Origin of the sequence: Streptomyces sp. NPDC058246 (assembly GCF_042881985.1) — a bacterium.
Taxonomy (GTDB): Bacteria; Actinomycetota; Actinomycetes; order Streptomycetales; family Streptomycetaceae; genus Streptomyces.
In genome coordinates this window covers 316280-338511 of sequence record NZ_JBHVWZ010000001.1, presented here as the reverse complement: position 1 = coordinate 338511, position 22232 = coordinate 316280, and the positions used below count along the sequence as shown (strand labels likewise).

Genomic DNA, 22232 nt, shown 5'->3' with positions numbered 1-22232 from the left:
CAGGAATGCCGCTCCGGCACCGACGCGCCGTCGCCGCAAGGAAGCCCACTCTTAGATTACGAACGATCGTAAGCTAATGGCGAACGATCGTGAGGTTAAAGTGGCGGCATGACCCCGCGCAAGTCCGTCGCCGAGACCGCCGCCACCCGCGACCGGATCATCGAGAGCGCCCTCGCGCTGGCCTCGGCCGAGGGGCTCGAAGGCCTCACCATCGGCCGGCTCGCGGCCGATCTGGAGATGAGCAAGGCGGGTGTGATCGGCCACTTCGGCAGCAAGGAGGCGCTTCAACTCGCGGTGCTGGACGCGGCGATCGAGCGGTTCCGGCTGCGGGTGCCGGCCCGCGCCACGGGCGCCAGGCCCGGTGCCGAGCGGCTGGCGCGCGCCTTCGACGAGTGGATCGACTACATGGCCGAGGGCGAGGGGCACGGGGGCTGTTTCCTCACCTCGGTGGCGAGCGAGTTCGACGGCCGCCCGGGCCCGGTCCGCGATGCGGTACTCGAAGCGCTCGCCGCCTGGTCCGCGTATGTCACGTCGGAGCTGAACACCGCGGTCGAGAACCGCGAACTCCCGGAGCGCAGCGACGTGGACCAGCTCGTCTTCGAGCTCAACGGCGTTGCCCTGGCGGCCAATCAGTCCATCCAGCTGCACCGCGACCCACAGGCACCCACGCGCGCCCGGCGGGCCATAGCCCGCCTGCTCGTCGCCCCCTGAGGTTGTCCGCGGAGCGCCGCAGCGCGACGGCGCGGCCCATTCACGGCCCAGCGCACCGTCCAGCTCTACACATAAAGAAGAAATAAGAGCAGAATGGACGTACGCGACGCTCACCGCATATCGCACCGGAAGCGGTCGTGTCGCGGAGATCGGAAGAACTCGAAGGAGATCGAAGGAGACGAGTCATGGCCAACGTCTCGCACCCCAGGGGTGACATCACCAGCCACCCCGACGCATCCGAAATGCGGGCTCGCTACGACCGCATGCTCGGTGGTCGCGATGTGGCACTCGTGGACGGACCGGTGTTCCTGCTCGGCCTGTACTGCGCCGTGTCCCCGTGGATACTTCACTACACGACAAGCCAGCCCGCCCTGGTGACCCACAACCTGGTCATAGGCATCGCGATAGCCCTGCTGGCCCTCGGATTCACCGTCACCCCGGAGAGGATGTACGGATTGAGCTGGGCCATCTGCGCGATGGGCACGTGGATGATCATCTCGCCGTGGATCGTCGGCACCAGCCCGGACGCCGGAGTCGTAATCAACAGCATCATCATCGGCGCACTGGCCGTGGTGCTGGGGGCGTTGTGCGCGGTCACGGCAACGAAGAGCGTCTCCCGGGCGTAGACCCGGAAGCACCAGGCGACCGGGCGCGGGCCCGGCAGCACGGAAGGATTCGCAGGTCAGCAGCCCAGGCTGCATGAATGCGGCAGATGACCGCACATCTCAGCCGACGGCTGCGGGAAGAACCCGGCCGGCCCGCCGTGCGCGGACCGGCCTCGCCGTTGCCGTTCTTCAACGGCTCGGCATCAGCCACGGCTCCTGCGGCAGCGGGCTGCCGGTCTCCAGGAACGACTTCAGGTTGGAAAGGACCGCGGCCCAGCCGGCGGCCGTGTCCCTCAGCATGGCCTCGTGGGCGAGATCCTCATGGGTCACGGTGAGCCGGACGATGTCGCCGTGCGGCTGGATGTCGAAGGTGGCCCGGGAGTACTTGTCCTCCTGACCCTCTTCATCGGGCGCGACCCAGCTGGTCACCAGCCGGGTGGGGCGCTCGCTCTCGACCACGGTGCCGACCACGTCGGCGATGCCCGAGCCGTCCGTACGCCGGTGTTCCCACCGGGATCCGGGCTTCCAGTCCGAGACATTGCTGTGGCCCCAGTAGGCGGCGGTCATGTCGGCGTCGGTGAGCGCGTCCCAGACCCTCTCGGGTGTGCTCTCGATGTAGATGACGTACACGAAGGTCGGCTTGTCGGTCATGGTGTCCTCGGCTCGTCGCTTGAGGGAGCTGAGCGCGCGCAGCCGCGGGCGCTCGAACTTGTCGATCCACCGCTCCTGGATCTCATGGAGCGGCACGGGATTGAGGTAGTGCAGCTTCTCCCGGCCCCGCCGCACGGTGCTGACGAGGTTGGCGGCCTCCAGGACGGCCAGATGCTGGGTCACCGACTGTCGTGTCATGTCGATGCGCTCGCACAGCTCTCCGAGCGTCTGCCCGTTGTGCTCGTGCAGCCGGTCGAGGAGCCGCCTTCGCGTCCCATCGGCCAGCGCCTTGAAGACCTGATCCATCGCGGAGTCGCTGTCTGATCGCACACCCAACGTTATGCAGGCAGTTACTTGCATGTCAAGCCGGACCCACTGGGGGCTGCTCGAAACGCGTCGCGTGTACGTCGAACGGGCCGCCGGGAGCCGGGATATTCACTCGCCGGGGACGATCGCCGCCCCTCACACTGACGCCGTGAGCAGAACGGTGAGCGCGTGCGTGACTTCGGGCGAGGACTTCCTCGGTGTCATCGGCCCCTTCCCCGTGGACATCCCGTGGTGGTCGGAGGTGGAGCCGGTCGTCGGCCGCCTGGAGGGGGCGCTCGGCGTTCCGGTGCTCGTCCTGCGTCTCCTGCACGTGGAGGGTGGCGCGGGCGGGCGGGACGGCCATGTGACGTATCACGTCGAGGCGTTGGGGCGTCCGGAGGCGCGGTTGCTGGAGCAACGGCCCGTCGATCAGGGCTTGTTGCGAGAGCCGCACGTGCTGCGATCGCCATGGGCGCGGGCCGACGGTCTGCGCGACCTGCTCGACTGGGCGAGCGACACGCTGGCCTCGGCGGGACGGCCGGTGACCGGACCGGTCGAGCAGCGCCGTACATGGAACCTGGCCGGGCTCTTCCGCCTGCCGACCGCCCGGGGCACGGTCTGGCTCAAGACGACACCGCGCTTCGCGGCCGACGAGGCCACGGTCGTCGGCGCGTTCGCGCGCGTCGACCCCGGTCTGGTCGCGACGCTCGTCGGCTCCGGTGAGCACCGCGTGCTGATGGAGCACATCCCCGGGGAGGACTGCTGGCAGGCGTCGTCGGACACGGTGGCCGCCATGATGGAGCGCTTCGTGGCGGCGCAGGCCGCGCTCGCTGCTGGAGCGTCGGGGCGCCCGCCGGGCATCCGGGACTGGCGCGCGCCGGTTCTCGTCGCACGGGTCCACGAGCTGCTGGACGGACCGGTCGCGCGGGAGCTGAGTGCTCAAGATCTGGCCACGGCCCGCGAGTTGACGAACCGCTGGGACCTCCTCAGCGAGTGCGGGCTGCCCGACACGCTCGTGCACGGCGACTTCCATCCCGGCAACTGGCGCGGTGACGGCGGTCCTCCCGTGGTCGTGGACTTCGCCGACGCGCACTGGGGCAGCCCGGTCCTGGACGGACTGCGCGCCCAGGACTTCCTTCCCGAGTCGCGCCGTCCGCAGGCCGCCCGCGCCTGGATCGAGGCGTGGCAGGAGCGGGTCCCCGCCGCCGACCCGGCGCGCGCCCTCGCTCTCGCCGAGCCGCTCGCCCATCTCACGTACGCCGTCCGCTACCAGGAGTTCCTCGAGGGCATCGAGCCTTCGGAACGGCCCTACCACCAAGGCGATCCGGCGGTCGTGATCCGCGCGGCGGTGCGCTGCGCCAGGAAGCCGAGCCCGCACCTCACGGGGCCTTCTTGGCCACCGCCCGTTCCGCGCGGCACGATCAACTGATGGGCAGCCGACCGACGTTCGACTTCTCCTGGCCGCTGCGCATCGACGGCCCGGGGCTTCAGCCGCGCGCGTGGTCCGCCGACGGCGTGGCGGAACTCGTCGCGCTTGCGGGGGCGCGGGCCGGCGACCCGCGCGGTCCGGCTCGCGGTGGACCGCGCGAACCGTCGGGTCGGTGGGCGCCGCGTGGTGCCGTGTATCCAGAACGGGAACGCGGCGAGCGAAGGGTCGCCGAGGCCACCGGCTTCGTGCCGGCCGACGACGAGCCGGTCGTCCGCGAGGCGAAGGGGCGGGCGGTCGTCCTGCGTGCCTGGCGCCATCCGGAAAGCGACGACGTGCTGAGCCGAGGGCTCCGCCGATGACCCGCCGCCCGACCGGCCCCGCGGAAGCACTGCTCATCGGCGGCCGTGCGGGGGTCGGCAAGACCACCGTGGGCTGGGAGGTCTCGGCACAACTGCGGGCCGCGGGGGTCGCCCACGCGGTGATCGAGGGCGACTTCATGGGCCAGGTGCATCCGGCCCCGCCGGGAGACCCGCACCGCGCCGGGGTCACCGAGCGCAATCTCCGAGCGGTGTGGGGGAACTACACCGAGCTCGGCCACCGGCGTCTCGTCTACACCAACACCGTGAGCGTGCTGGCCGAGTCGGCAGGTCTGTTCGAGGGGGCGCTGGGCGCGGACGTACGACTCGTACGGGTGCTGCTGACCGCCACCGACGAGACAACCGCCGGGCGGCTCGAGCGGCGGGAGATCGGCTCTGAGTTGGGGCGCGAGCTGGAGAACAGCGTCCACAAGGCGCGACTGTTGGACGAACGGGCGACCGCGGACACCGTGCGGGTGGCGACCGACGACCGCGCGGTGACCGACATCGCACGTGAGATCGTGGCCGCCACCGGCTGGCTCACGGAGGGCTGACGGGCCCTCGCTCAGGCACCGGCAGCTCGCGGAGGGCTGACGGACCCTCGCTCAGGCACCGGCAGCTCACGGAGGGCTGACGGACCCTCGCTCAGGCACCGGCAGGTTCCACGTCCGGTGTCGGCACCGTCAGGTACTCCTCCGTGATCTCCTTCGGTCCGAAGGGCCACACCTTCTCGACGCGGGCCCAGAGGACGAAGGCGACACAGCCGAGGGCGAGCCAGGCCAGGGACCACTCGATGGGGTGGCGGCCCGGGGAGTTCTTGTCCGCGTATCCGTAGATCGTGAGCCAGCCCACCAGGGCGATGAGGCTGGGCACGGGGTAGAGCCACATCTTGTACGGGCGGTGCAGGCCCGGTTGCCGCTTGCGGAGCACCGAGAGGGCGACGATCTGGGCCAGCGCCTGGACGATCACCATGACGGTGGTGAGCAGTTGGATGAGCGTCGCCAGATCGGTGTGGCGGCCGATGAGGAAGCCGATCGCCGTGATGACGCCCATGGTCGCGAGGCCCAGCATCGGGAAGCGGTGCTTGGGGTGCAGCTTGGCGTACGGGCGGAAGAAGACACGGTCGCGGGCGGCGTCGTAGGGGACCCGGGAGCCGCCGAGCAGGCCGGTGAAGACCGAGGCGAACGCCGTGATCAGGATGAGGACGGTGACCGTGTCGGCGGCGCCCTTGCCCCAGGTCTTCTCCAGGACCGCGGAGGCCACCGACGTGGAGGCGATGTCGCCCGGGTCGGTCATCCGGTGCCAGTCGATGACGCCGAGGGTGCCGATCTGGAGCAGCAGGTAGATCGCCATGATGCCGAGGATGGAGAAGATGACGGAGCGGGGCAGGGTGCGGCCCGGGTCTTTGATCTCGGCCCCCATGTAGGCGGTGGTGTTGTAGCCGAGGTAGTCGTAGATGCCGATGGTCAGGCCCGCGGCGAAGCCGACCCAGAAGTGGCTGCCGGACAGCTCGAAGGCGTGCGCGGGGTAGGTGAAGGCCAGGTCGGCGCTGAAGTCGCTGGCCGCGGCGACGATCACCAGGAGGACGGATGTGATCATGACCGCCCACATCACGGCGGTGATCCGCGCGATGTGCTCGATGCCCCGCCACAGCAGGAGCACCACGAGGGCGACGATGCCGAGGCCGATGAGGTCCCCGGTGGTCTTGCCCATGCCGGGGGCGAGATAGCCCAGGTACTGGACGAAGCCGACCACACCGGTGGACATGATCAGCGGGATGAAGAGCATCGCCGTCCACACGAACAGGAACGGCATCAGGCGGCCGGTCCGGTACTGGAAGGCCTGGCGCAGATAGACGTAACTCCCGCCGGAGCCCGGCATCGACGCGCCCAGCTCGGCCCAGATGAGCCCGTCCGCGAGCGCCAGCACGGCGCCCGCGACAAAGCCGATGACCGCCTGCGGGCCGCCGAACGCGGCGACCATCAGCGGGATCGTCACGAACGGTCCGATGCCGCACATCTGGCTCATGTTGATGGCGGTGGCCTGGAACAGGCCGACGCGGCGGACGAAACCGCCGGTGGGTGGCGGGCTGCCGGACATGGGTCCTCCTGAAGCAAGACGCGGGGAGAGGTACGAAGTGACGGCCGACGACGAGCGGCGGCCGACGGATCAAGGGCGGCGGGCGACCGGCCGACGCTGGGCTCCCCTTGGCTCGCCCGGCGAGGCTGACTGGGCGATAAAGTTAAGGAGCCTTACTAGATGCGTCAAGAGGGTGTCATGAATGCGTGAGAATGGTGCGATGCCCGCCGTCGACGCCGCAGACCAGCCGGAACAGCCCTGGAACCGCCGACGGCTGCGCAGCACCAACGAGCGGCTGCTGCTCGACCGGCTGCGCACCGGCGGCGCCGCCTCGCGCGCCCAACTCGCCCGCGAGACGGGCCTGTCGAAGCCGACGGTCTCCAGCGCGCTCGCCGCCCTGGAGACGGCGGGGCTGGTCCACGAGGTCGGCACCCACGCGCCGGAGCGCGGCCGGGTGGCCGTCCTCTACGCCCCTGACCCCGCGGCCGGACACGCGCTCGGCATCGACATCGGCCGCGGCTGGCTGCGGGTGGCCCTCGCCGACCTGGACGGGTCGGTGGTCGCGCGCGCCGACGTACGCAACCGGGCCCGCAGCTCCGGCGCCATGGCCGAACTGGTGGTAGCCACGGCCCGGCAGGTCGTGGCCGGCTCCGGCGTCAAGGCGGACGAGGTGGCCCACGCGGTGGTGGGCACGCCGGGCGTGTACGACGAGAAGCGGCGCCGGGTGCGGTACGCGATGCATCTGCCCGGGTGGGGTCGTGCGGGGCTCTTCGACCGGATGCGCGAGGAGCTGGGCATCCCGCTGGAGGTGCACAACGACGCCAACCTCGCGGCGCTCGGCGAGTACACCTACGGGGTCGGCGCGGGCAGCCGGCTGTTCACGTACATCATGATCGGCACGGGTCTCGGCATGGGTGTGGTCAGCGAGGGGCGGCTGTTCACGGGCGCGCACGGCGGCGCCGGTGAGATCGGGTTCCTGCCCTGGCCCGGGCGGCAGAAGCCGGAGACGCTGGAGGACGCGGTGTCGGGCGTGGCCGTCGTCGAGGCGGCGCGGCACTTCGGCATGACCGGGCAGCTCACCGCGAAGGCCGTCTTCGACGCGGCACGCGAGGGACATCCCGCCGCGGTCCAGGCCGTTCAGCTGGAGGGCGAGCGGATCGCGCACACGGTGGCCGCGGCGGCCGCCGTGCTCGACCCGGATCTGGTGGTGCTGGGCGGCGGGGTCGGCCACAGCGTCGATCTGCTGTTGCGTCCCATACGCGAGACCTTGCGCACCCTCACCCCGCTGCGCCCCAAGATCGTGCCCAGCCGACTGGGTGAGGACGCGGTGCTGCTCGGCGCGGTGGCGACGGCGCTGGGGACGGCGCGTGATGTGGTGTTCGAGCGTCGGTCGGCGTATTGAGCGGGGTTCACCGCGCCGCCCTACGGAGCGGGTGGCTGTCGGTCCATTGGCGCGGGGCACGCTTCCGGTGGGGGCGTCGAGGCGACTCTCGTACCTGGCAAGCCCGGTGACCTCACATACGGTGGCCGACTTCCGAGCCGGGCAAGGCCGCCGACAGCACGAACGGTGGCCGACTTCCGAGCCGGGCAAGGCCGCCGACAGCACGAACGGTGGCCGTTCCCGAGCGGGCACGCCACCCGGTGACGGGAAGGACGTCCGGCTCCCCCGGCCTGGGCCCGCCCCCTGGCGACGGGACATACGGTCGGCCCCAACACGGAGGCTCGCCCCCGGCGGTGATTGACATGAATCACTCGCCCCCCTACCTTGTGGGACCAGTTAGTAAAGTTTCCTAACTTGCGGTCGGACTTGCAGTGCCGAAGCGCGGATGCTCCCCCACCTCCCAAGGAGACCACCGTGTTCCACCGCCCTGCCTCAAGACGGCGCAACACCACGGCCGCCGTCGCTCTGGGCCTCCTGTGCTCCCTCTCCACGAGCGCGTGGGCCGGAGCCCGTGACGCCGGGCCGGCCACCGCACCGCGCGCCCACGGCACCACCGTGAGCTCCGCACCGGGCGGCACCACCGCGCTCTCCGGATACACGATCCAGTCGACGGCGAAGGTCACCGACTCCGCGGCGGCCGTCTCGTCCCCCGGCTACCCGGCGAGCGGCTGGTACCCGGCGGGCTCCCGCTCCACGGTTCTCGCGGCACTGCTCGCGAACGGGAAGTACGCGGACCCGTTCTACTCGGCCAACCAGCAGAAGATCCCGAAGGCCGACTTCCAGGTTCCCTGGTGGTACCGCTCGGACTTCACGGTCGCCGACACCTCCGAGCGCAGCTATCTGGACTTCAGCGGGGTGATCTCGGCGGCCGACGTCTACGTCAACGGCCATCGGGTCGCCAAGGCCGCGGAGGTGACCGGCGCGTACACGCACCACGAACTCGACATCACCTCACTGGTGCGGGAGGGCACCAACACGGTCGCCTTCCGTATCCACCCCAATGAGCCCGACAAGGACCTGACGATGGGCTGGTTGGACTGGCTCCAGCCGCCGCCCGACGAGAACATGGGCATCGTCCGCGACGTCCTCGTCCGCCGTGGTGGCCCGGTGGCCCTGCGCGACGCACACGTGGTGACCGAGCTGGCCGTCCCGTCGCTCGCCTCGGCCGATCTGACGGTCAAGGCGACAGCGCGCAACGAGACGGGCGAGGCCCTCACGGCCACGGTCTCCGGCACCATCGGGTCGACGTCCTTCGCGAAGACCGTGCCCCTCGCCGCGCACGAGACGAAGACGGTCACCTTCGTCCCGGCCGACTTCCCCGGTCTGCACCTGACATCGCCGCAGGTGTGGTGGCCCGCGGGCATGGGCGGGCAGCCGCTGTACGGCCTCGACCTGACCGCCTCCGTCGCCGGCGCCCCCTCCGACACCGCCCACGAGGACTTCGGCATCCGTGAGGTGAAGGCGCCGCTCAACTCCGACGGCGCCCGGCAGTACAGCATCAACGGCCGCAGACTGCTGATCAAGGGCGGCGGCTGGTCACCGGACGAGTTCCTGCGCTGGGACCGGACGTACGTCGAGGACCGGCTGAAGTACGCGCTCGATCTTGGCCTCAACACCATCCGGCTGGAAGGGCACATCGAACCGGACGAGTTCTTCGACCTCGCCGACCGGTACGGCGTCCTCACGCTGCCCGGCTGGGAGTGCTGCGACAAATGGGAGGGGAACGTCAACGGCAGCGAGCGGGGCGACAAGTGGACCGCCGCCGACCGTCCCGTCGCCAAGGCGTCGATGACCGCCGAGGCCACGCGACTGCGCGACCACCCCAGTGTCATCTCCTTCCTCATCGGCAGCGACTTCGCACCGGACGCCACGATCGAGAAGAGCTATCTCGACGCGCTGAGGGCGGCCGACTGGCCGACCCCCGTGGTCGCCGCGGCCTCCGACAAATCCTCACCGCAGTTGGGCAGTTCGGGCATGAAGATGACCGGGCCGTACGACTGGATCCCGCCGAACTACTGGTACGCCAAGCGCGAGGGCGGCGCCACCGGGTTCAACTCCGAGACCAGCGCGGGCCCCGACATCCCCACCCTCGACACCCTGCGCCGCATGATGTCCCCCGCCGACCTGGAGACCCTCTGGAAGAACCCGGCCGCCAAGCAGTACCACCGCTCACCCTCGTCGACCTTCGCCACCCTCAAGATCTACGACGCCGCCCTGACCGGCCGCTACGGCGCGCCGACCGGCCTCACGGACTACGTACGCAAGGCCCAGCTCGCCCAGTACGAGAACGTGCGCGCGCAGTACGAGGCATACGGGCGCAACGCCACCGACTCCTCCAAACCCTCGACGGGAGTCGTCTACTGGATGTTCAACAGCGGATGGACCTCGCTGCACTGGCAGTTGATGGACCGCTACCTCGACCAGGGCGGCGCCTACTTCGGCGCCAAGAAGGCCAACGAGCCGCTGCACATCCAGTACTCGTACGACAACCGCTCGGTCGTGGTGGTGAACAGCCGGCACGCGTCAGCGTCGGGCCTGACGGCCCGCGTCACGCTCTTCAACACCGACGGCACCCAGAAGTACGACAGTACGGCGACCGGTGTGAGCGTGGGCGGGGACGGAGCGCGCAGCACCGCGCTCACCGTGCCGTCCTCGGTGAGCGGACTGTCGACGACCTATCTCGCGCGCCTGGTCCTGACCGACGCCGAGGGCGAGGAGGTGAGCCGCAACGTCTACTGGCTGTCCACCAAGCCCGACACGCTGGACTGGGCCCATTCCGACTGGTACTACACGCCCACGACGAGCTACGGGGACCTGAAGGGGCTCAACTCCATGGCGCGGGTGCCGGTTTCGGCCTCGGCGTCGACCTCCGCCGGCCCGGACGGCACCTCCACGACGACGGTCACCGTCAGGAACACGGGGACCGGCAAGACGCCGTCGCTCCTCACCGATGTGCACCTCGTGGACGCCAAGGGCAAGCCGGTGCTTCCGGTTCAGTGGTCCGACAACCAAGTCAGCCTGTGGCCGGGTGAGTCGACAACCGTGACGGCCACGTACCGGACGGCCGATCTGCACGGATCCGCACCTCAGGCGCGGGTATCGGGGTGGAACACGGCCGAGCAGACGGTTCCTGCGGCCTAGGCGGAGCGGGAAGGCAGGATGCGGGTCCGGAACCGGACCCGCCCCTTCGCGTGCTCAGCTCACGTTGAGCGCCGTGTCGTCGATCACGAACGACGTCTGGAGGGTGGAGCCTTCGGTACCGGTGAACTTGATCGTGACCGTCTGCCCGGCATAGGTGGTGCCGAGGCTGAAGGTGCGCTGCGCGTACCCCGACGCCGCATTCAGGTTCGAGTACGTGGCCAGGGTCGACAGGACCGTGCCGCTGCTGTTGACGACTTGGGCCTTCAGGGTGTCGTACGCCGTGCTGGTGCTCGTCTCGGCCGTATCGACGTGGAGGTAGAAGCTCAGGGTGGCGGAGCAGCCGGACGGGATGGTGACCGCCTGGGAGAGCGTGTCGGTGTTGGCCGATCCATAGCCGTTCAGCCAGGCCTTGTACGAGCCGGTGCGGGCAGCCTCACTGGTGCTGTTGGTGATGACGCCGCTGGTGGCGGTCCAGGAGGTGCTGCCGGACTCGAAGCCGGGGTTGGCGAGCAGCTGGGCCGCCGTGCAGGTGCCGCCGCCTCCGCCACCACCGCTGCCGCCGGCGCCCGCGAGCCATTCGGTGGCGTTCAGGGCGAGCGCGGCGTTGGTCGCACCGGTGTCGTTCCAGCCGTCGTACAGCGTGTTGCCGGACTGGCCGGTGCCGTCGTCGATCGGCGAACTGTCGCCCCAGAAGGCGACCTTGCCGCTGCCGAAGGTGCTCGTCGCGAAGAACGCGCCGGTGTTGCCGGAGTAACCGGTCCGGTAGAGCAGGCCCTTGACGGCCGAGTTGTCGGCGGGCTTGAGAGTGGCCGTCGTACCACTGGCGATCAGGCTCTTCGTCACGGTGCCGAACGAGCCGTGCAGAATCGTGTTGGTGCTGTCGCTGATAGCGCTCGGGTAGTCGGAGCTGATGCTCAGCGAGTCGATGGAGAAGCCGAACGGGTCGGTGCTGTCGACGCTGTTGTTGGTCATCAGGTCGTTGAAGATCTCGACCGCGTCATAGCCGTCGTTGTTGCGGTCGGCGCCCGTGTGGTCGGAGATCATGAACAGACCGCCGCCGTTCTTCACGAACGTCATGATCGCGGTCTTCTCGGCCGTGGTGAACAGCGTGTTGGGCTCGGGCAGCACCAGCTCGTCGAACTTCGACAGGTCGGTCGCGGCGGAACCGCCGTAGGTGAGATTGGAGCCCGAAGGCAGCGTCTTCAGGCTGTAGTTGCCGGTCTTCTGCAGGGCCACGCCCCAGGACGACAGGGCGCCGGTCCAGTCCGTCTCGGCGGACGGGGTGGAGTCCTGGCCGAGCGGGTCGGGCTGGCTGGTGGAGATGATCCAGTCCGCGTTGCCGGCCGTCTCGGCGTGGCCGTTGTCGAACAGGACCCGGTGCGTGGTCGCCGCGTGGGCGGGAGCGGCGGTGGCGCCCTGGACGGCGGCGCCCGTGACGAGGAGTCCGAACACGGCGAGCGCCGTGGTGAGTCTGTGGCGGGATCTTCTGAATCCGAGCATCCGGCGAACCTCCGTGAGGGGTGGGGAGAGGCGGTGGGGGCGCCAAGTCTGCGCGCGTAGAACGGGAGTTGGCCTACTACCACGCGACAGATTCTTGAACGGTACATGGCGAGATGGCGACTGAACAGGAGGGCGCCGGAGCGCATCCCGGGGCGCGCGAAGCGGAGCGGACTGCCTCCGCGTCAAGGGGGCACATACATAACTGCGGGGGAACCGACCAAGAGGGGCGGAGATGGAGATCTCAGGCATCATCAGTGCCATCCTCATCGGCATCATCATCGGCGTACTGGGCCGGCTGGTCGTCCCGGGGCGCCAGCGCATCGGCATCCTGTGGACGATCGCCGTCGGCATCGTGGCCGCGTTCATCGGCGCGGCAGTCGCCGCCGCGTTCGGCGTCGCCAACACCAAGGGGGTCGACTGGATCGAGTGGCTCATCCAGATCGGCCTCGCGGCGCTGGGCGTCGCGGCGCTGGACCGGGCGAAGGCGCGCCGCTGACGGACGCGCAGGACCCGCGATCATGGGGCCCCGTGTGGACGTGGGTGCCCATGTGGACGGTGGGTGCCATGAGGACGGTGGGTGCGGGCGCGGGTCGGTGTGCCGACGTGCGGGATCAAATTCTGTTGCGGGTGGCAGGTCAGCGCGGCTACGTTCTGCGAGCTTCGCCCCGCCCCCCGCAACCCCGCACCGCGCACCGCGCACCGCGCACCGCGCACCCGCCACGGAGAATCCTTGCCGCCGCGTATCACGCCGTTGACCGATCCCGAGCCCACACCGTCGAGCCGCCGGCTGGCATGGCTGGCCGCCGGGACCGAGGGAGCCCCCGTGGGCTCGGCCTTCCTGCGACTGTTCATCAAGGAGGGGCAGGAGCATCTCGCCGAGCTGCAGATCGCCGTGCACCCCGCCGAACGGCGACAGGGCGTCGGCAGCGCTCTACTGGAAGCGGCGGTCGTCGCGGCGCGCGGCGACGGACGCCGGTCACTGGTCGCGCAGGCCGAAACCGGGTCCCCCGGTGACCTCTTCCTGGCGGCGCGCGGCTTCCGCCGGGTGCTGGCGCTGACGTACGCGCGGCTCCCGATGGCCGACGTCGATCTCGCACGGATCACCGCGCTCGTCGACCAGCCGCACCCCGGTTATGAGTTGACGCACTGGGAGGGCGTCGTGCCGACGGAGCTGGCGCAGACCTTCGCGGACTCACGGCGCGCCATGGACGACATGCCGATGGAGGGCACCGACTACGGAACCGTCGCATGGGACGTGGAGCGGGTGGTGTCGGCGGCCGAAACCGTCGCGAAGCGTGGGGAGTTGCTCCACACGGTCGCGGTGGTGGACCGCTCGGACGGCACGATCGCCGGCTTCTCCGAACTCGTCGTGCCCGGCGACGGCCGGGGCGACGGCCAGCACTACGGCACCGGTGTGCTGCCCGAGCATCGCGGTCACGGCCTGGGGCTCTGGATGAAGGCGGAGTCGATACGCCTGGCGCGGCGTACGTATCCGGGACTCGGCGGCCTGCTGACCGACACCGCCGACAGCAACACCCCCATGCGTGGTATCAACGACGCGCTCGGCTATCTGCCCACGCACCGGGCGGTGGAGCACCAGCTCGATCTCTGACGACGTGCGGCAACCGGGCCGTGTCAGATCGGGTGGGTCGGGTTGTGCCGAGTCGCGGCGGGCCGGGTCGCGGCGGGCGATGCCCTCGGATCCCCGCCCTGCGGGGTTCGTTCACCACCTCAGGCGACTTGTTGGGCGGCCGGGGCCGGGATGTGACATCGCCTCCCGGGCCCCCCGGTATTGGCCCCCGAGTTGACGCGCAGCCGGCAGCGTTCCTCGATCGCTCGTACTACCCGTACAACCCGTACACCCGCACTACCCGTATACGTACGGCGTCGTCGTGGTCAGCGGCTGGAAGCCCAGGCGGGCGAGGATGGGGCGGCTCTGGCTGGAGGCGTCGACCTGGACATAGCGGTAGCCGCGCTCGGCGGCGACGCGGGCGCGGTGGGCGACGAGGGCACGATAGATGCCGCGGCCGCGCCAGGCCTCGACGGTGCCGCCGCCCCACAGCCCGGCGAACCGGGTGCCGGGCAGGAGTTCCATGCGGGCCGCGCTGACCGGTACGTCACCGGCGAGGGCCACGACCGCGACGACGGTGTCCGCGTCGCCGGTGAGCTGGGCGAGCAGTTGGTGGCGCAGGCGCGTGCCGTCCGTACCGAAGGCCTGTTCGTGGACGTCGGCGACGAGGTCGACGCCCACGCGGTCGGTCACGGGCAGCAGCCGTACGCCCTCGGGCGGCTCGGCGTCGAGGGCCAGATCGCCCAGTTCGGCGACCATCAGCGTTTCCTCGGGCTCGGCGGTGAATCCGGCCGTTCGCAGCCGGTGCCCGAGATCCTCCGGCTTGTCGTGCCCGTACAGCTTCCACTCGAACGCGCGCCCGAGTTCGGCGAAGTACCGGATCTGGTCGGTGATCGCCGCGTCGGCGCTCGCCTCGTCCAGGTCCGACCAGATCACCCCGTTCCACCCCTGTTCGGCGCCGACCTGGCGCACCACCTTGCCGACGCGCTCCACCCGGGCGTCCGGGGTGTCGGGCCGCGCCCCCTCCCGCATGTCCCGGTCGAACAGGGCCAGTACCGCCACGTGATCCATGGGATCACTCCAGCACCATGAGGCGACCGGGGCAATGGATATTCAGTAGCCCACAGTGAACCGATGGCCCAAGCGTTCGGGCTTCTCGTCCTCGCCGGCCGACGCGACCGCACAGTCAGGTTCTTCCTCACCTCGGATTCGGCCACGAGGCGACGGGGATTCGCGTTCCGGGCCAGGGCTGCATCCGACCGCAACTCCCGGTGCACAGCGCCTACTTCGGGTCCCGAGCCGTATCGCGGTGCCCGTCGGCCGGGCGGCTGCGATCGCATCCGGCCACCGGGCCGCCACCTCTCCGCGAATTCCCAGGTCACTGTCGCGAAGTTCCCTGCTTGGACCGCAATGGTTTCCACGGCTCGCATCTCCGGCCGGCGATCCGCGTCCCTGGGCCCTCGCGCCTTCTCCGCTCCTGCCCGGAGCCGCCCCCGCCCTCCCCCACTCCCGGCCGGACGACGCGCCACCCCCTCCGCCCCCACTTCGTACGAGGAATCCATGCCCCAGATCTCCAGCGACCCGAGCACCGCTCGCGACTTCCAGCCCGCGGCCCGGCCGGGGCCGGCCGAGGTGTCCGGCACGCACACCCCCACCGTCGAGATCGTCGTCCCCGTCTACAACGAGGAACGGGCACTGCCCGGCTGCCTGCGCACCCTGCACGCCCGGCTGCGCGACCAACTGCCGTTCCCCTGGCGGATCACGGTCGCGGACAACGCCAGCGTCGACCGGACCTTCGAGGTGGCGACGGAGCTGGCCGCCGAACTGCCCGGCGTCGGAGTGTTCCACCTGGACCGCAAGGGGCGCGGGCTCGCGCTGCGTACCGTCTGGGGCGCCAGCGAAGCCGACATCGTCGTGTACATGGACGTCGATCTGTCCACCGGGCTCGACGGACTGCTGCCGCTGATCGCGCCGCTCGCCAGCGGCCACTCCGATCTGGCCATCGGCAGCCGTCTCGCGCCGGGCGCGCGGACCGTCCGCGGGCCCCGCCGGGAGCTGATCTCGCGCTGCTACAACGGGATCATCCGGCTGACGCACGGAGCACGCTTCAGCGATGCGCAGTGCGGTTTCAAGGCCGCCCGTACGGAGGTGTTGCGGCCGCTCCTGGAGAAGACCCAGGACGACGCCTGGTTCTTCGACACCGAACTCCTGCTGCTGGCCGAGCACAACGGGCTGCGCATCCACGAGGTCCCGGTCGACTGGGTGGAGGACGTGGACACCCGGGTCGACGTCGTCGGCACGGCCACCGACGACCTGCGCGGGCTGTACCGGATGGCCCGGCTGAAGGCGTCCGGTGCCGCCCGGGTCCCGCTCCCCCGTCGTCCCGCCCCGGCCGCCGAGCACCCGGACGCGGTGCTGGCCCCCGACACCGGCCGTTCGCGGTTCACCTGGGAGGTCGGCTGTTTCATGGCGATCGGTGTCGCCTCGACCGCGGGGCAGGCGCTGCTCTACTGGCTGTTGCGCGGCTGGTGGCCGCCGGCCCTCGCGAATCTGGTGTCGTTGCTGGTGCTCACCGTGTTCAACACCGAGGCCAACCGTCGCCTGACCTTCCGCTGGTCCGGCACCGGAGTGGGGCGCGCGCACCTCGGGGCGGGCGGCCTGTTCCTCCTCGGCTACCTCGTCACCTCGGCGGCCGTCCTGCTGTTCCGGGCGAGCAGTCCGGACGCCTCGGCCGGAGCCGAGACCCTGGTGCTGACGGCCTCTTCCGTGCTGGTGACCGCCGTGCGCTTCCTCGTGCTGCGGCTGGCCGTCTTCCGGCGCCCCACGTCCTGAGCCCGTTTGGGAAGCCGGGCCGGAGCTGTCCGCTCCGGCCCGGCTTCCCGGGGGTGGTGCTGCGCCCCTCGTGTGTCCTGCCGCCCTCTCCGTCAGCCGGTGACGGTCAGTTGCTGCTGGGGGCCGCCCTGCGGGACCGCCGACTGGACGCGGCGCAGGCCGGTCAGGCTGACGAAACACCAGGGAGAAGACGCCCGCGAGGGCGAAGGCGGTGAAGCCCGCAGTGGTCGAGCCGGTGGCGAGCAACTGGCCGCCGAGCCACGGGCCGAAGACGGCGCCGAAGCGGCCCATGCCGGAGGTCCACCCGACCGCGGTGGCCCGGTTGTCGTCGTGGGAGCGGGCGGCCACGGTGGCGTAGATCATCGCCTGGGCGCTGAAGAGGAACATGCCGGTGAGGAAGACGACGGCGTAGGTGAGGGCCAGCGGCATGTGGACGCTGAGCGAGTAGATGCCGACGGCGGTGGCGCCGAACCAGATGGCGGAGATGCGCGAGCCGCCGAACCTGTGGGTGAGCCGGCCGCCGACCAGCATGCCGACGATGCCGCCGAGGTTGATGACGATGGCGAAGCCGATCGAGGATCCGAGGTCGTAGCCGTTGGCCTTCATCAGCGAAGGCAGCCACGGGGAGACGCCGTAGACCAGCAGGAGGCCGCCGAAGGAGGCCACCCAGAAGAGCAGGGTCTGGACCCATAGGCCACCGCGGAACAGGGCGGCGAGGGCGCTGAAGCGGTCCGCGGCGGCCGGGTGCTCCTTGTCCCGGGCGGCCAGTTCCACGCCGTAGCGGTCGGCCAGCGCCAAGGCCTCCGTGTCCCGGCCCTTGGCCTGCAGGAAGGCCATCGACTCGGGCAGGAACCTGACGGCCGGCGGAACACCGATGAAGAGCGGGATCACGCAGATCCAGAAGGAGACCCGCATGCAGGCCTCGGCCAGGCTCTTGTGGGCCAGGCCCAGTGGGCCGGCGTTGCGCTTGAGCTGGACCCCCCGGCGGACCGCGAGGTCGGTGTAGTAGTCCCACAGGTGCTGCTGGGCGCCGAGACATTCCATCGCCTTGCGCTTGGTCTCCCACACCTCGGTGATGTCGAGGAGGACCTCGGGCTTGAAGCCGCTCATCTCGGGCTGGTGCGGCTCGAAGTAGAAGACCGGAGCAGCGCCGATGATCTCGCCCGGGCCCGGGTAGCCGATGGCCTGGGCGAGGACGCGGGCCTCCAATGCCATCCGGTTGGCGGCCGGGTGGTCGCCGTTGTACGGGTCCTCGATGGGGTGCGTGAGGACGATGTCGGGCTGGGTCTCGCGGTAGACGGCCAGCAGTTGGTCGGTCAGCTCGGCGGTGGGGACCAGCGGGTAGTCGCCCGCGTCGAAGAAGCGGACCTCGGCGCCGAGGGCGGCGGCGGCCCTCTCGGCCTCCGCACGGCGAATCACCTTGATCTCCTCGACCTGCTTGCCCTCGCGCCACGCCTTGGCGGATTCGCCGCGCTCGCCGAAGGTCAGGCACACGATGGTGACCTTCTCCCCCCGGGAGGCGGCCAGGGCGATGGCTCCCCCGGCACGCCACACGAAGTCCCCGGCGTGCGCGGTCACGACCAGGGTCGATCGTGGGCCGGCGGGCGCTTTGCCGTGCGTCATTGCGGAAATCACTCCTCTTTCAGGCGGTTCGCCTCCGGGGTGCTCCAGCCGGTGTCGGGAGCGCGACCGTGCTCAGCCCTGCGGGCTTCCGCGTGGTCGTGCTCTCGCCTCCGGTGCGCCCCTTCGGCTCACTCGGCGTGGTGGACAGGTGCGCGCCCACCTCGGCTTCGCCTGTCGCACAGCGCGTCAGCCACGCGGTACGTCAGTCGCGCAGCGCGTCGATCACGCTGCCGAGGTGAACGCGGACGGCCGCTTCGGCCGCCTGCGGGTCCCTCGCCTGGATCGCTTCGATCATGGCCAGGTGTTCACTCAGGGACTGCTGGGACCGCCCCGGCCTGAGCGCCAACTGGAAGCGGTGGCGTACCAGTTGGGCGTTGAGGCGCTCCAGGAGCTCCACGGCCGTCTGCTGACCGGAGAACTCCCTGATCCGGGCGTGCACTTCGTGGTTGAGCTCCGAGTACGTCACCGGCTCGCCGTCGGCGACCGCCTTGGCCATCGCCTCGCCCAAGTCGCCCAGCTCGGCCAGCTGTTCGTCGCTGGCCGCGATGGCCGTCTTGGCCGCGCACAGCCCTTCGAGGGCCATGCGGCACTCGGTGATGGCCACCGCTTCCTCGACCGTCACCACCCGCACCCGCGATCCGCGGTTGCGGATCCGTTCGACCAGTCCCTCCGATTCCAGCTCGATCAGCGCCGCCCGGACGCTGGCCCGGGTGACACCGAACTGCTCGGCGAGTTCGTTCTCCACCAGCCGCTGGGCCGGTGCCATCTCGCCTTGCAGAATCGCCTGCCGCAGCTGCACCAGTGCGTGCTGCTTGGCCTGCTCTCCGGTGCCTGGACGGGCCTCCTTCTGCATTGCGCCCTCCCTGAGTGAGTGCCTGTCAAACGTAAATCTAGTCCAACAAGATTGTCAACAATTTTGTTCTCCATACTGCCGACATGTTTCGATGGTGGAGCGGACCTCTTCATGAACACGACGCGCCCACCGGCTTCGGCCGGTGGGCGCGTCGTGTTGAGGAGTGCCTCGCGCGTGCCCTACCGGCCGACCAGCTCACCCTCCGCCGCGTGCCCCGGCCCAGACCTTCGGCCGGTCATGAGCGTCAACCCGGTCCTCGCAGCCATGGTGGGGTGGATCGCCCTGGGCCGGCACCTGGACCGGCTCGACTGGACCGCGATCACGACCGTGGTCTGCACCAACGCGCTCAGCATCCGCACATCGCGCGGGTGACCCGTCGTCATACGGGCTCCGAGCGTACGGCGGCCGGGACCGCCCCGCCCTGGAGAGGGCGGGACGGCCACCGGGCGGCCTACCGGGCCACGGTCGTCGAAGCCACCGGGCCACGGTCGTCAGGCCTGCCGGGCCACGGTCGTCGGGCCGCGGTAGGCCCGACGGGCCGCGCTCATCGGGCTACCGGGCCGGTGTCTCGTGGGACGCCGGGCCAGGTGCCGGGGCGTAGCCCGCGGGTCGGGTGGTGAAAACCCCCCGGCCCTGGGTCCGGCTGCGCAACCGGGTCGCGTAGCCGAACAGTTCGGCCAGCGGCACGGTCGCGGTGATCACCGTCGCGCCCACGCGGCTGAGCGACCCGGAGACCCGGCCGCGCCGTGCCGCCAGGTCGCCGAGCACGCCGCCCACGGCGTCGTCGGGCACGGTGACGGTGACCTCGACCACGGGCTCCAGGAGTGCCATCGCGCAGGTGCGCAGTGCCTCGCGGAGCGCGAGGCGCCCGGCCGTGCGGAACGCCATCTCCGAGGAGTCCTTCGAATGGGTCGCCCCATCGGTCAGGGTGACGCGCAGCCCGGTCACCGGGTGTCCGCCGAGCGGGCCCTCGGCGAGCGCGTCCCGGCAACCGGCCTCCACCGCACGGACGTACTCCTGCGGCACCCGGCCGCCCACGACGGTCGAGCGGAACACGAAGCCCGTCGCGCTCCCTTCGCCGGCGCCCTCGTCGGCGTCCAGTGCCTCGACGTCGATGACCACATGGGCGAACTGACCGGCGCCACCGTCCTGTTTGACGTGTCGGTACACCAGCCCCGACACCCCTCGGAGGACCGTTTCCCGGTAGGCCACCCTCGGCCGGCCGACACCGACCTCCAGACCGTGGGCGCGCCGGATCTTCTCCACCGCGACCTCCAGATGGAGTTCTCCCATGCCCGACAGCACCGTCTGTCCGGTCTCGGGGTCGGTGCGCACGACCAGCGAGGGGTCCTCCTCGACCAGGCGCGCGAGCGCAGACACCAAGCGGTCGGTGTCCGTGCCGCGGCGCGCCTCGACCGCCATGGACACGACCGGATCGGCGACGGACGGCGGTTCGAGGAGCAGCGGCGCCGTGGCGGCGCACAAGGTCGCCCCGGCGCGGGCCGACTTCGGCCCGATCAGCGCGACGATGTCGCCGGCCACCGCGTGTTCCAGTTCCGCGTACCGGTCGGCCCTGACCCGCAGGATCCGGCCGATCCGCTCGGTGCGCCCCGCGCCCACGTCCCACACCGCCTCTCCCTTGCGAACCGTTCCCGAATACACCCGCACATACGTCAGCCGTCCCGTGGCGGTCGCGTTCACCTTGAACACCAGCCCCGCGAACGGCGCCGCCGGATCGGCGTGCCGCTCCTGCTCCGTGCCGCGGTGTGTACCGCGTACGGCCGGCACGTCCAGCGGCGAGGGCAGGTAGGCCACGACGGCCTCCAGCAGCGGCTCGATCCCGCGGTTGCGGTAGGCCGAGCCGCACAACACCACCACGCCCTCGCCGCTGTGGGTCAGGTCGCGCAGCGCGGCAGCCAGCGTCGCGGCGGAGACCGAGGAGTGGGCACAGAACTCCTCCAGCGCTGCCGGGTGGAGTTCCGCCACCGCTTCCTCCAGCATCCTGCGCCGCCGGTGCGCCTCGTCGCGCAGGGCTTCGGGTACCGGGCCCTCCTCGACCGTGTCGCTGCCGTCCGCCCAGACCGACGCCCGCATCCGCAGCAGGTCCACGACCCCGGTGAAGGCGTCCTCCGTGCCGATCGGCAGCTGGACGACCAGCGGGGCCGGGTGCAGGCGCTCCCTGATCGACTCGACGGCGCTGTCGAGGTCGGCACCTGCGCGGTCCAGCTTGTTGACGAAGGCGATCCGCGGCACCCCGTACCGGTCGGCGCGCCGCCAGACCGACTCGCTCTGCGGTTCGACTCCCGCCACGGCGTCGAACACCGCGATCGCGCCGTCGAGGACGCGCAGCGAGCGTTCCACCTCGTCGGAGAAGTCGACGTGGCCCGGCGTGTCGATCAGGTTGATCCGGTGGCCGTCCCAGGCGCAGCTCACGGCCGCGGCGAAGATGGTGATCCCACGGTCGCGCTCCTGGGAGTCGAAGTCGGTGACGGTCGTGCCGTCGTGGACCTCGCCCCGCTTGTGGGTGGTCCCGGTGACGTACAGGATCCGTTCGGTGACGGTGGTCTTGCCGGCGTCGACGTGGGCGAGGATGCCCAGGTTGCGGACGGCGGTCAGCGGACTGGTGAGGTGACGGTGCAGGTCGGTACGCACGGCCCATGGCCTTTCGGATGATGCGGAACGGGCGGCGCAATTCCCGGACGACAGGCCCGCGTTCGGGTGGCAGGCGGACCGAGGCGGCGCACCGCGTGGAGATACGCGAGTACGGCCGAATCGGCATCCGCCCGTACGGCAGGCCGAGGTCGGGTCAGAGGGTCGTCGCGGGCATCCGGTCCCGGCCGCGCAGCCGGTACCGGGCGGACGAGGACACGAGGATCACCTCGTACTGTGACCGGGGAACGACGACAGCGGTGCGGTAACGCACGGCCGGGCTCCCCTCATTCGTCACGACGCGCACCGCCGTGTCGGCGGCGCGCGCTTTCGTGGCGAGTCTAGGGAGCCCGACGCGGGCGGCGCACCGCATTTATCTCCGGCCGCCGGCGCCGATCGACGGTCTGCACGGGCCGACCGCCTGCACGGGCCGACCGCCTACACGGGTCGACCGCTCTCATCTCTCAATCCGGTCAATCCGGTTCA

At 70.6% G+C, this 22232-nt stretch carries 17 protein-coding genes and 2 pseudogenes; 11 read left to right on the top strand and 8 right to left on the bottom strand.

Annotated elements, in window-relative coordinates; translation table 11 throughout:
* The first annotated feature begins 108 nt into the window (after nt 1-108).
* Nucleotides 109-711, top strand: coding sequence for a TetR/AcrR family transcriptional regulator (locus tag ACFVXA_RS01445; protein WP_362019436.1), 603 nt, complete (start codon nt 109-111; stop codon nt 709-711).
* A gap of 185 nt (nt 712-896) precedes the next feature.
* Nucleotides 897-1337 (top strand): SPW repeat protein, encoded by a 441-nt coding sequence (locus ACFVXA_RS01440; RefSeq protein ID WP_362019433.1) that lies wholly within the window; start codon nt 897-899, stop codon nt 1335-1337.
* Between the two features lie 168 nt (nt 1338-1505).
* On the opposite strand, the gene ACFVXA_RS01435 is transcribed toward ACFVXA_RS01440, so the two are convergent.
* On the bottom strand, nt 1506-2273 hold the full coding sequence (locus tag ACFVXA_RS01435) for an ArsR/SmtB family transcription factor (RefSeq protein ID WP_389467666.1): 768 nt from the start codon (nt 2271-2273) through the stop codon (nt 1506-1508).
* A 169-nt stretch (nt 2274-2442) separates the two neighbouring features.
* Here ACFVXA_RS01435 and ACFVXA_RS01430 point away from each other — a divergent pair, with 169 nt between their 5' ends.
* Genes ACFVXA_RS01430 through ACFVXA_RS01420 form a run of 3 tightly spaced genes read left to right on the top strand, consistent with a single transcriptional unit; the run spans nt 2443 to nt 4612 of the window.
* Nucleotides 2443-3702: an aminoglycoside phosphotransferase family protein gene (locus ACFVXA_RS01430; RefSeq protein ID WP_390023397.1), complete on the top strand. Its 1260-nt coding sequence runs from the start codon at nt 2443-2445 to the stop codon at nt 3700-3702.
* A complete protein-coding gene (locus ACFVXA_RS01425) occupies nt 3702-4061 on the top strand; it encodes a hypothetical protein (protein WP_390023395.1) in 360 nt (119 codons plus the stop codon). The genes ACFVXA_RS01430 and ACFVXA_RS01425 overlap by 1 nt, the downstream gene beginning before the upstream one ends.
* Entirely contained in the window at nt 4058-4612 is a 555-nt protein-coding gene (locus tag ACFVXA_RS01420; protein WP_384016847.1) for a hypothetical protein, read from the top strand. Before ACFVXA_RS01425 ends, ACFVXA_RS01420 begins: the two co-directional genes overlap by 4 nt.
* Before the next feature lie 91 nt (nt 4613-4703).
* Here the strand turns inward: ACFVXA_RS01420 and ACFVXA_RS01415 are convergent, their stop codons facing one another.
* Nucleotides 4704-6158 (bottom strand): APC family permease, encoded by a 1455-nt coding sequence (locus ACFVXA_RS01415; protein ID WP_383903249.1) that lies wholly within the window; start codon nt 6156-6158, stop codon nt 4704-4706.
* Between the two features lie 181 nt (nt 6159-6339).
* Between ACFVXA_RS01415 and ACFVXA_RS01410 the strand changes: the two genes are divergently transcribed.
* Nucleotides 6340-7539, top strand: a complete 1200-nt coding sequence (locus ACFVXA_RS01410) for an ROK family transcriptional regulator (protein ID WP_362019419.1) — start codon at nt 6340-6342, stop codon at nt 7537-7539.
* Nucleotides 7540-7992: 453 nt separating this feature from the next.
* Nucleotides 7993-10719, top strand: coding sequence for a sugar-binding domain-containing protein (locus ACFVXA_RS01405; protein WP_390023393.1), 2727 nt, complete (start codon nt 7993-7995; stop codon nt 10717-10719).
* 54 nt (nt 10720-10773) lie between these two features.
* On the opposite strand, the gene ACFVXA_RS01400 is transcribed toward ACFVXA_RS01405, so the two are convergent.
* A complete protein-coding gene (locus ACFVXA_RS01400; protein ID WP_390023391.1) occupies nt 10774-12219 on the bottom strand; it encodes a hydrolase in 1446 nt (481 codons plus the stop codon).
* 232 nt (nt 12220-12451) lie between these two features.
* Between ACFVXA_RS01400 and ACFVXA_RS01395 the strand changes: the two genes are divergently transcribed.
* Together ACFVXA_RS01395 and ACFVXA_RS01390 are read left to right on the top strand one after the other, a co-directional pair.
* Nucleotides 12452-12715, top strand: a complete 264-nt coding sequence (locus ACFVXA_RS01395; protein ID WP_362019410.1) for a GlsB/YeaQ/YmgE family stress response membrane protein — start codon at nt 12452-12454, stop codon at nt 12713-12715.
* Nucleotides 12716-12949: 234 nt separating this feature from the next.
* Nucleotides 12950-13831, top strand: a complete 882-nt coding sequence (locus ACFVXA_RS01390; protein WP_390023389.1) for a GNAT family N-acetyltransferase — start codon at nt 12950-12952, stop codon at nt 13829-13831.
* Between the two features lie 255 nt (nt 13832-14086).
* On the opposite strand, the gene ACFVXA_RS01385 is transcribed toward ACFVXA_RS01390, so the two are convergent.
* Entirely contained in the window at nt 14087-14860 is a 774-nt protein-coding gene (locus tag ACFVXA_RS01385; RefSeq protein WP_384016831.1) for a GNAT family N-acetyltransferase, read from the bottom strand.
* Nucleotides 14861-15349: 489 nt separating this feature from the next.
* Here ACFVXA_RS01385 and ACFVXA_RS01380 point away from each other — a divergent pair, with 489 nt between their 5' ends.
* Entirely contained in the window at nt 15350-16621 is a 1272-nt protein-coding gene (locus tag ACFVXA_RS01380; RefSeq protein WP_389514738.1) for a glycosyltransferase, read from the top strand.
* Nucleotides 16622-16798: 177 nt separating this feature from the next.
* Here the strand turns inward: ACFVXA_RS01380 and ACFVXA_RS01375 are convergent.
* The 3 genes and pseudogenes from ACFVXA_RS01375 to ACFVXA_RS01365 all read right to left on the bottom strand — a co-directional run.
* Nucleotides 16799-17152, bottom strand: a pseudogene (locus ACFVXA_RS01375) (MFS transporter); the annotation flags it as partial.
* 378 nt (nt 17153-17530) lie between these two features.
* Nucleotides 17531-18244: pseudogene (locus tag ACFVXA_RS01370) on the bottom strand (PIG-L deacetylase family protein); the annotation flags it as partial.
* 202 nt (nt 18245-18446) lie between these two features.
* On the bottom strand, nt 18447-19097 hold the full coding sequence (locus ACFVXA_RS01365; protein ID WP_362019368.1) for a GntR family transcriptional regulator: 651 nt from the start codon (nt 19095-19097) through the stop codon (nt 18447-18449).
* 237 nt (nt 19098-19334) lie between these two features.
* Between ACFVXA_RS01365 and ACFVXA_RS01360 the strand changes: the two genes are divergently transcribed.
* A complete protein-coding gene (locus ACFVXA_RS01360) occupies nt 19335-19469 on the top strand; it encodes a hypothetical protein (RefSeq protein ID WP_390023387.1) in 135 nt (44 codons plus the stop codon).
* A gap of 180 nt (nt 19470-19649) precedes the next feature.
* Here ACFVXA_RS01360 and fusA read toward each other — a convergent pair whose 3' ends face one another.
* Nucleotides 19650-21749 carry an elongation factor G gene (gene fusA / locus ACFVXA_RS01355; RefSeq protein ID WP_384396803.1) on the bottom strand — a complete coding sequence of 700 codons (2100 nt, stop codon included), beginning with the start codon at nt 21747-21749 and terminating at the stop codon, nt 19650-19652.
* Nucleotides 21750-22232: the final 483 nt, after the last annotated feature.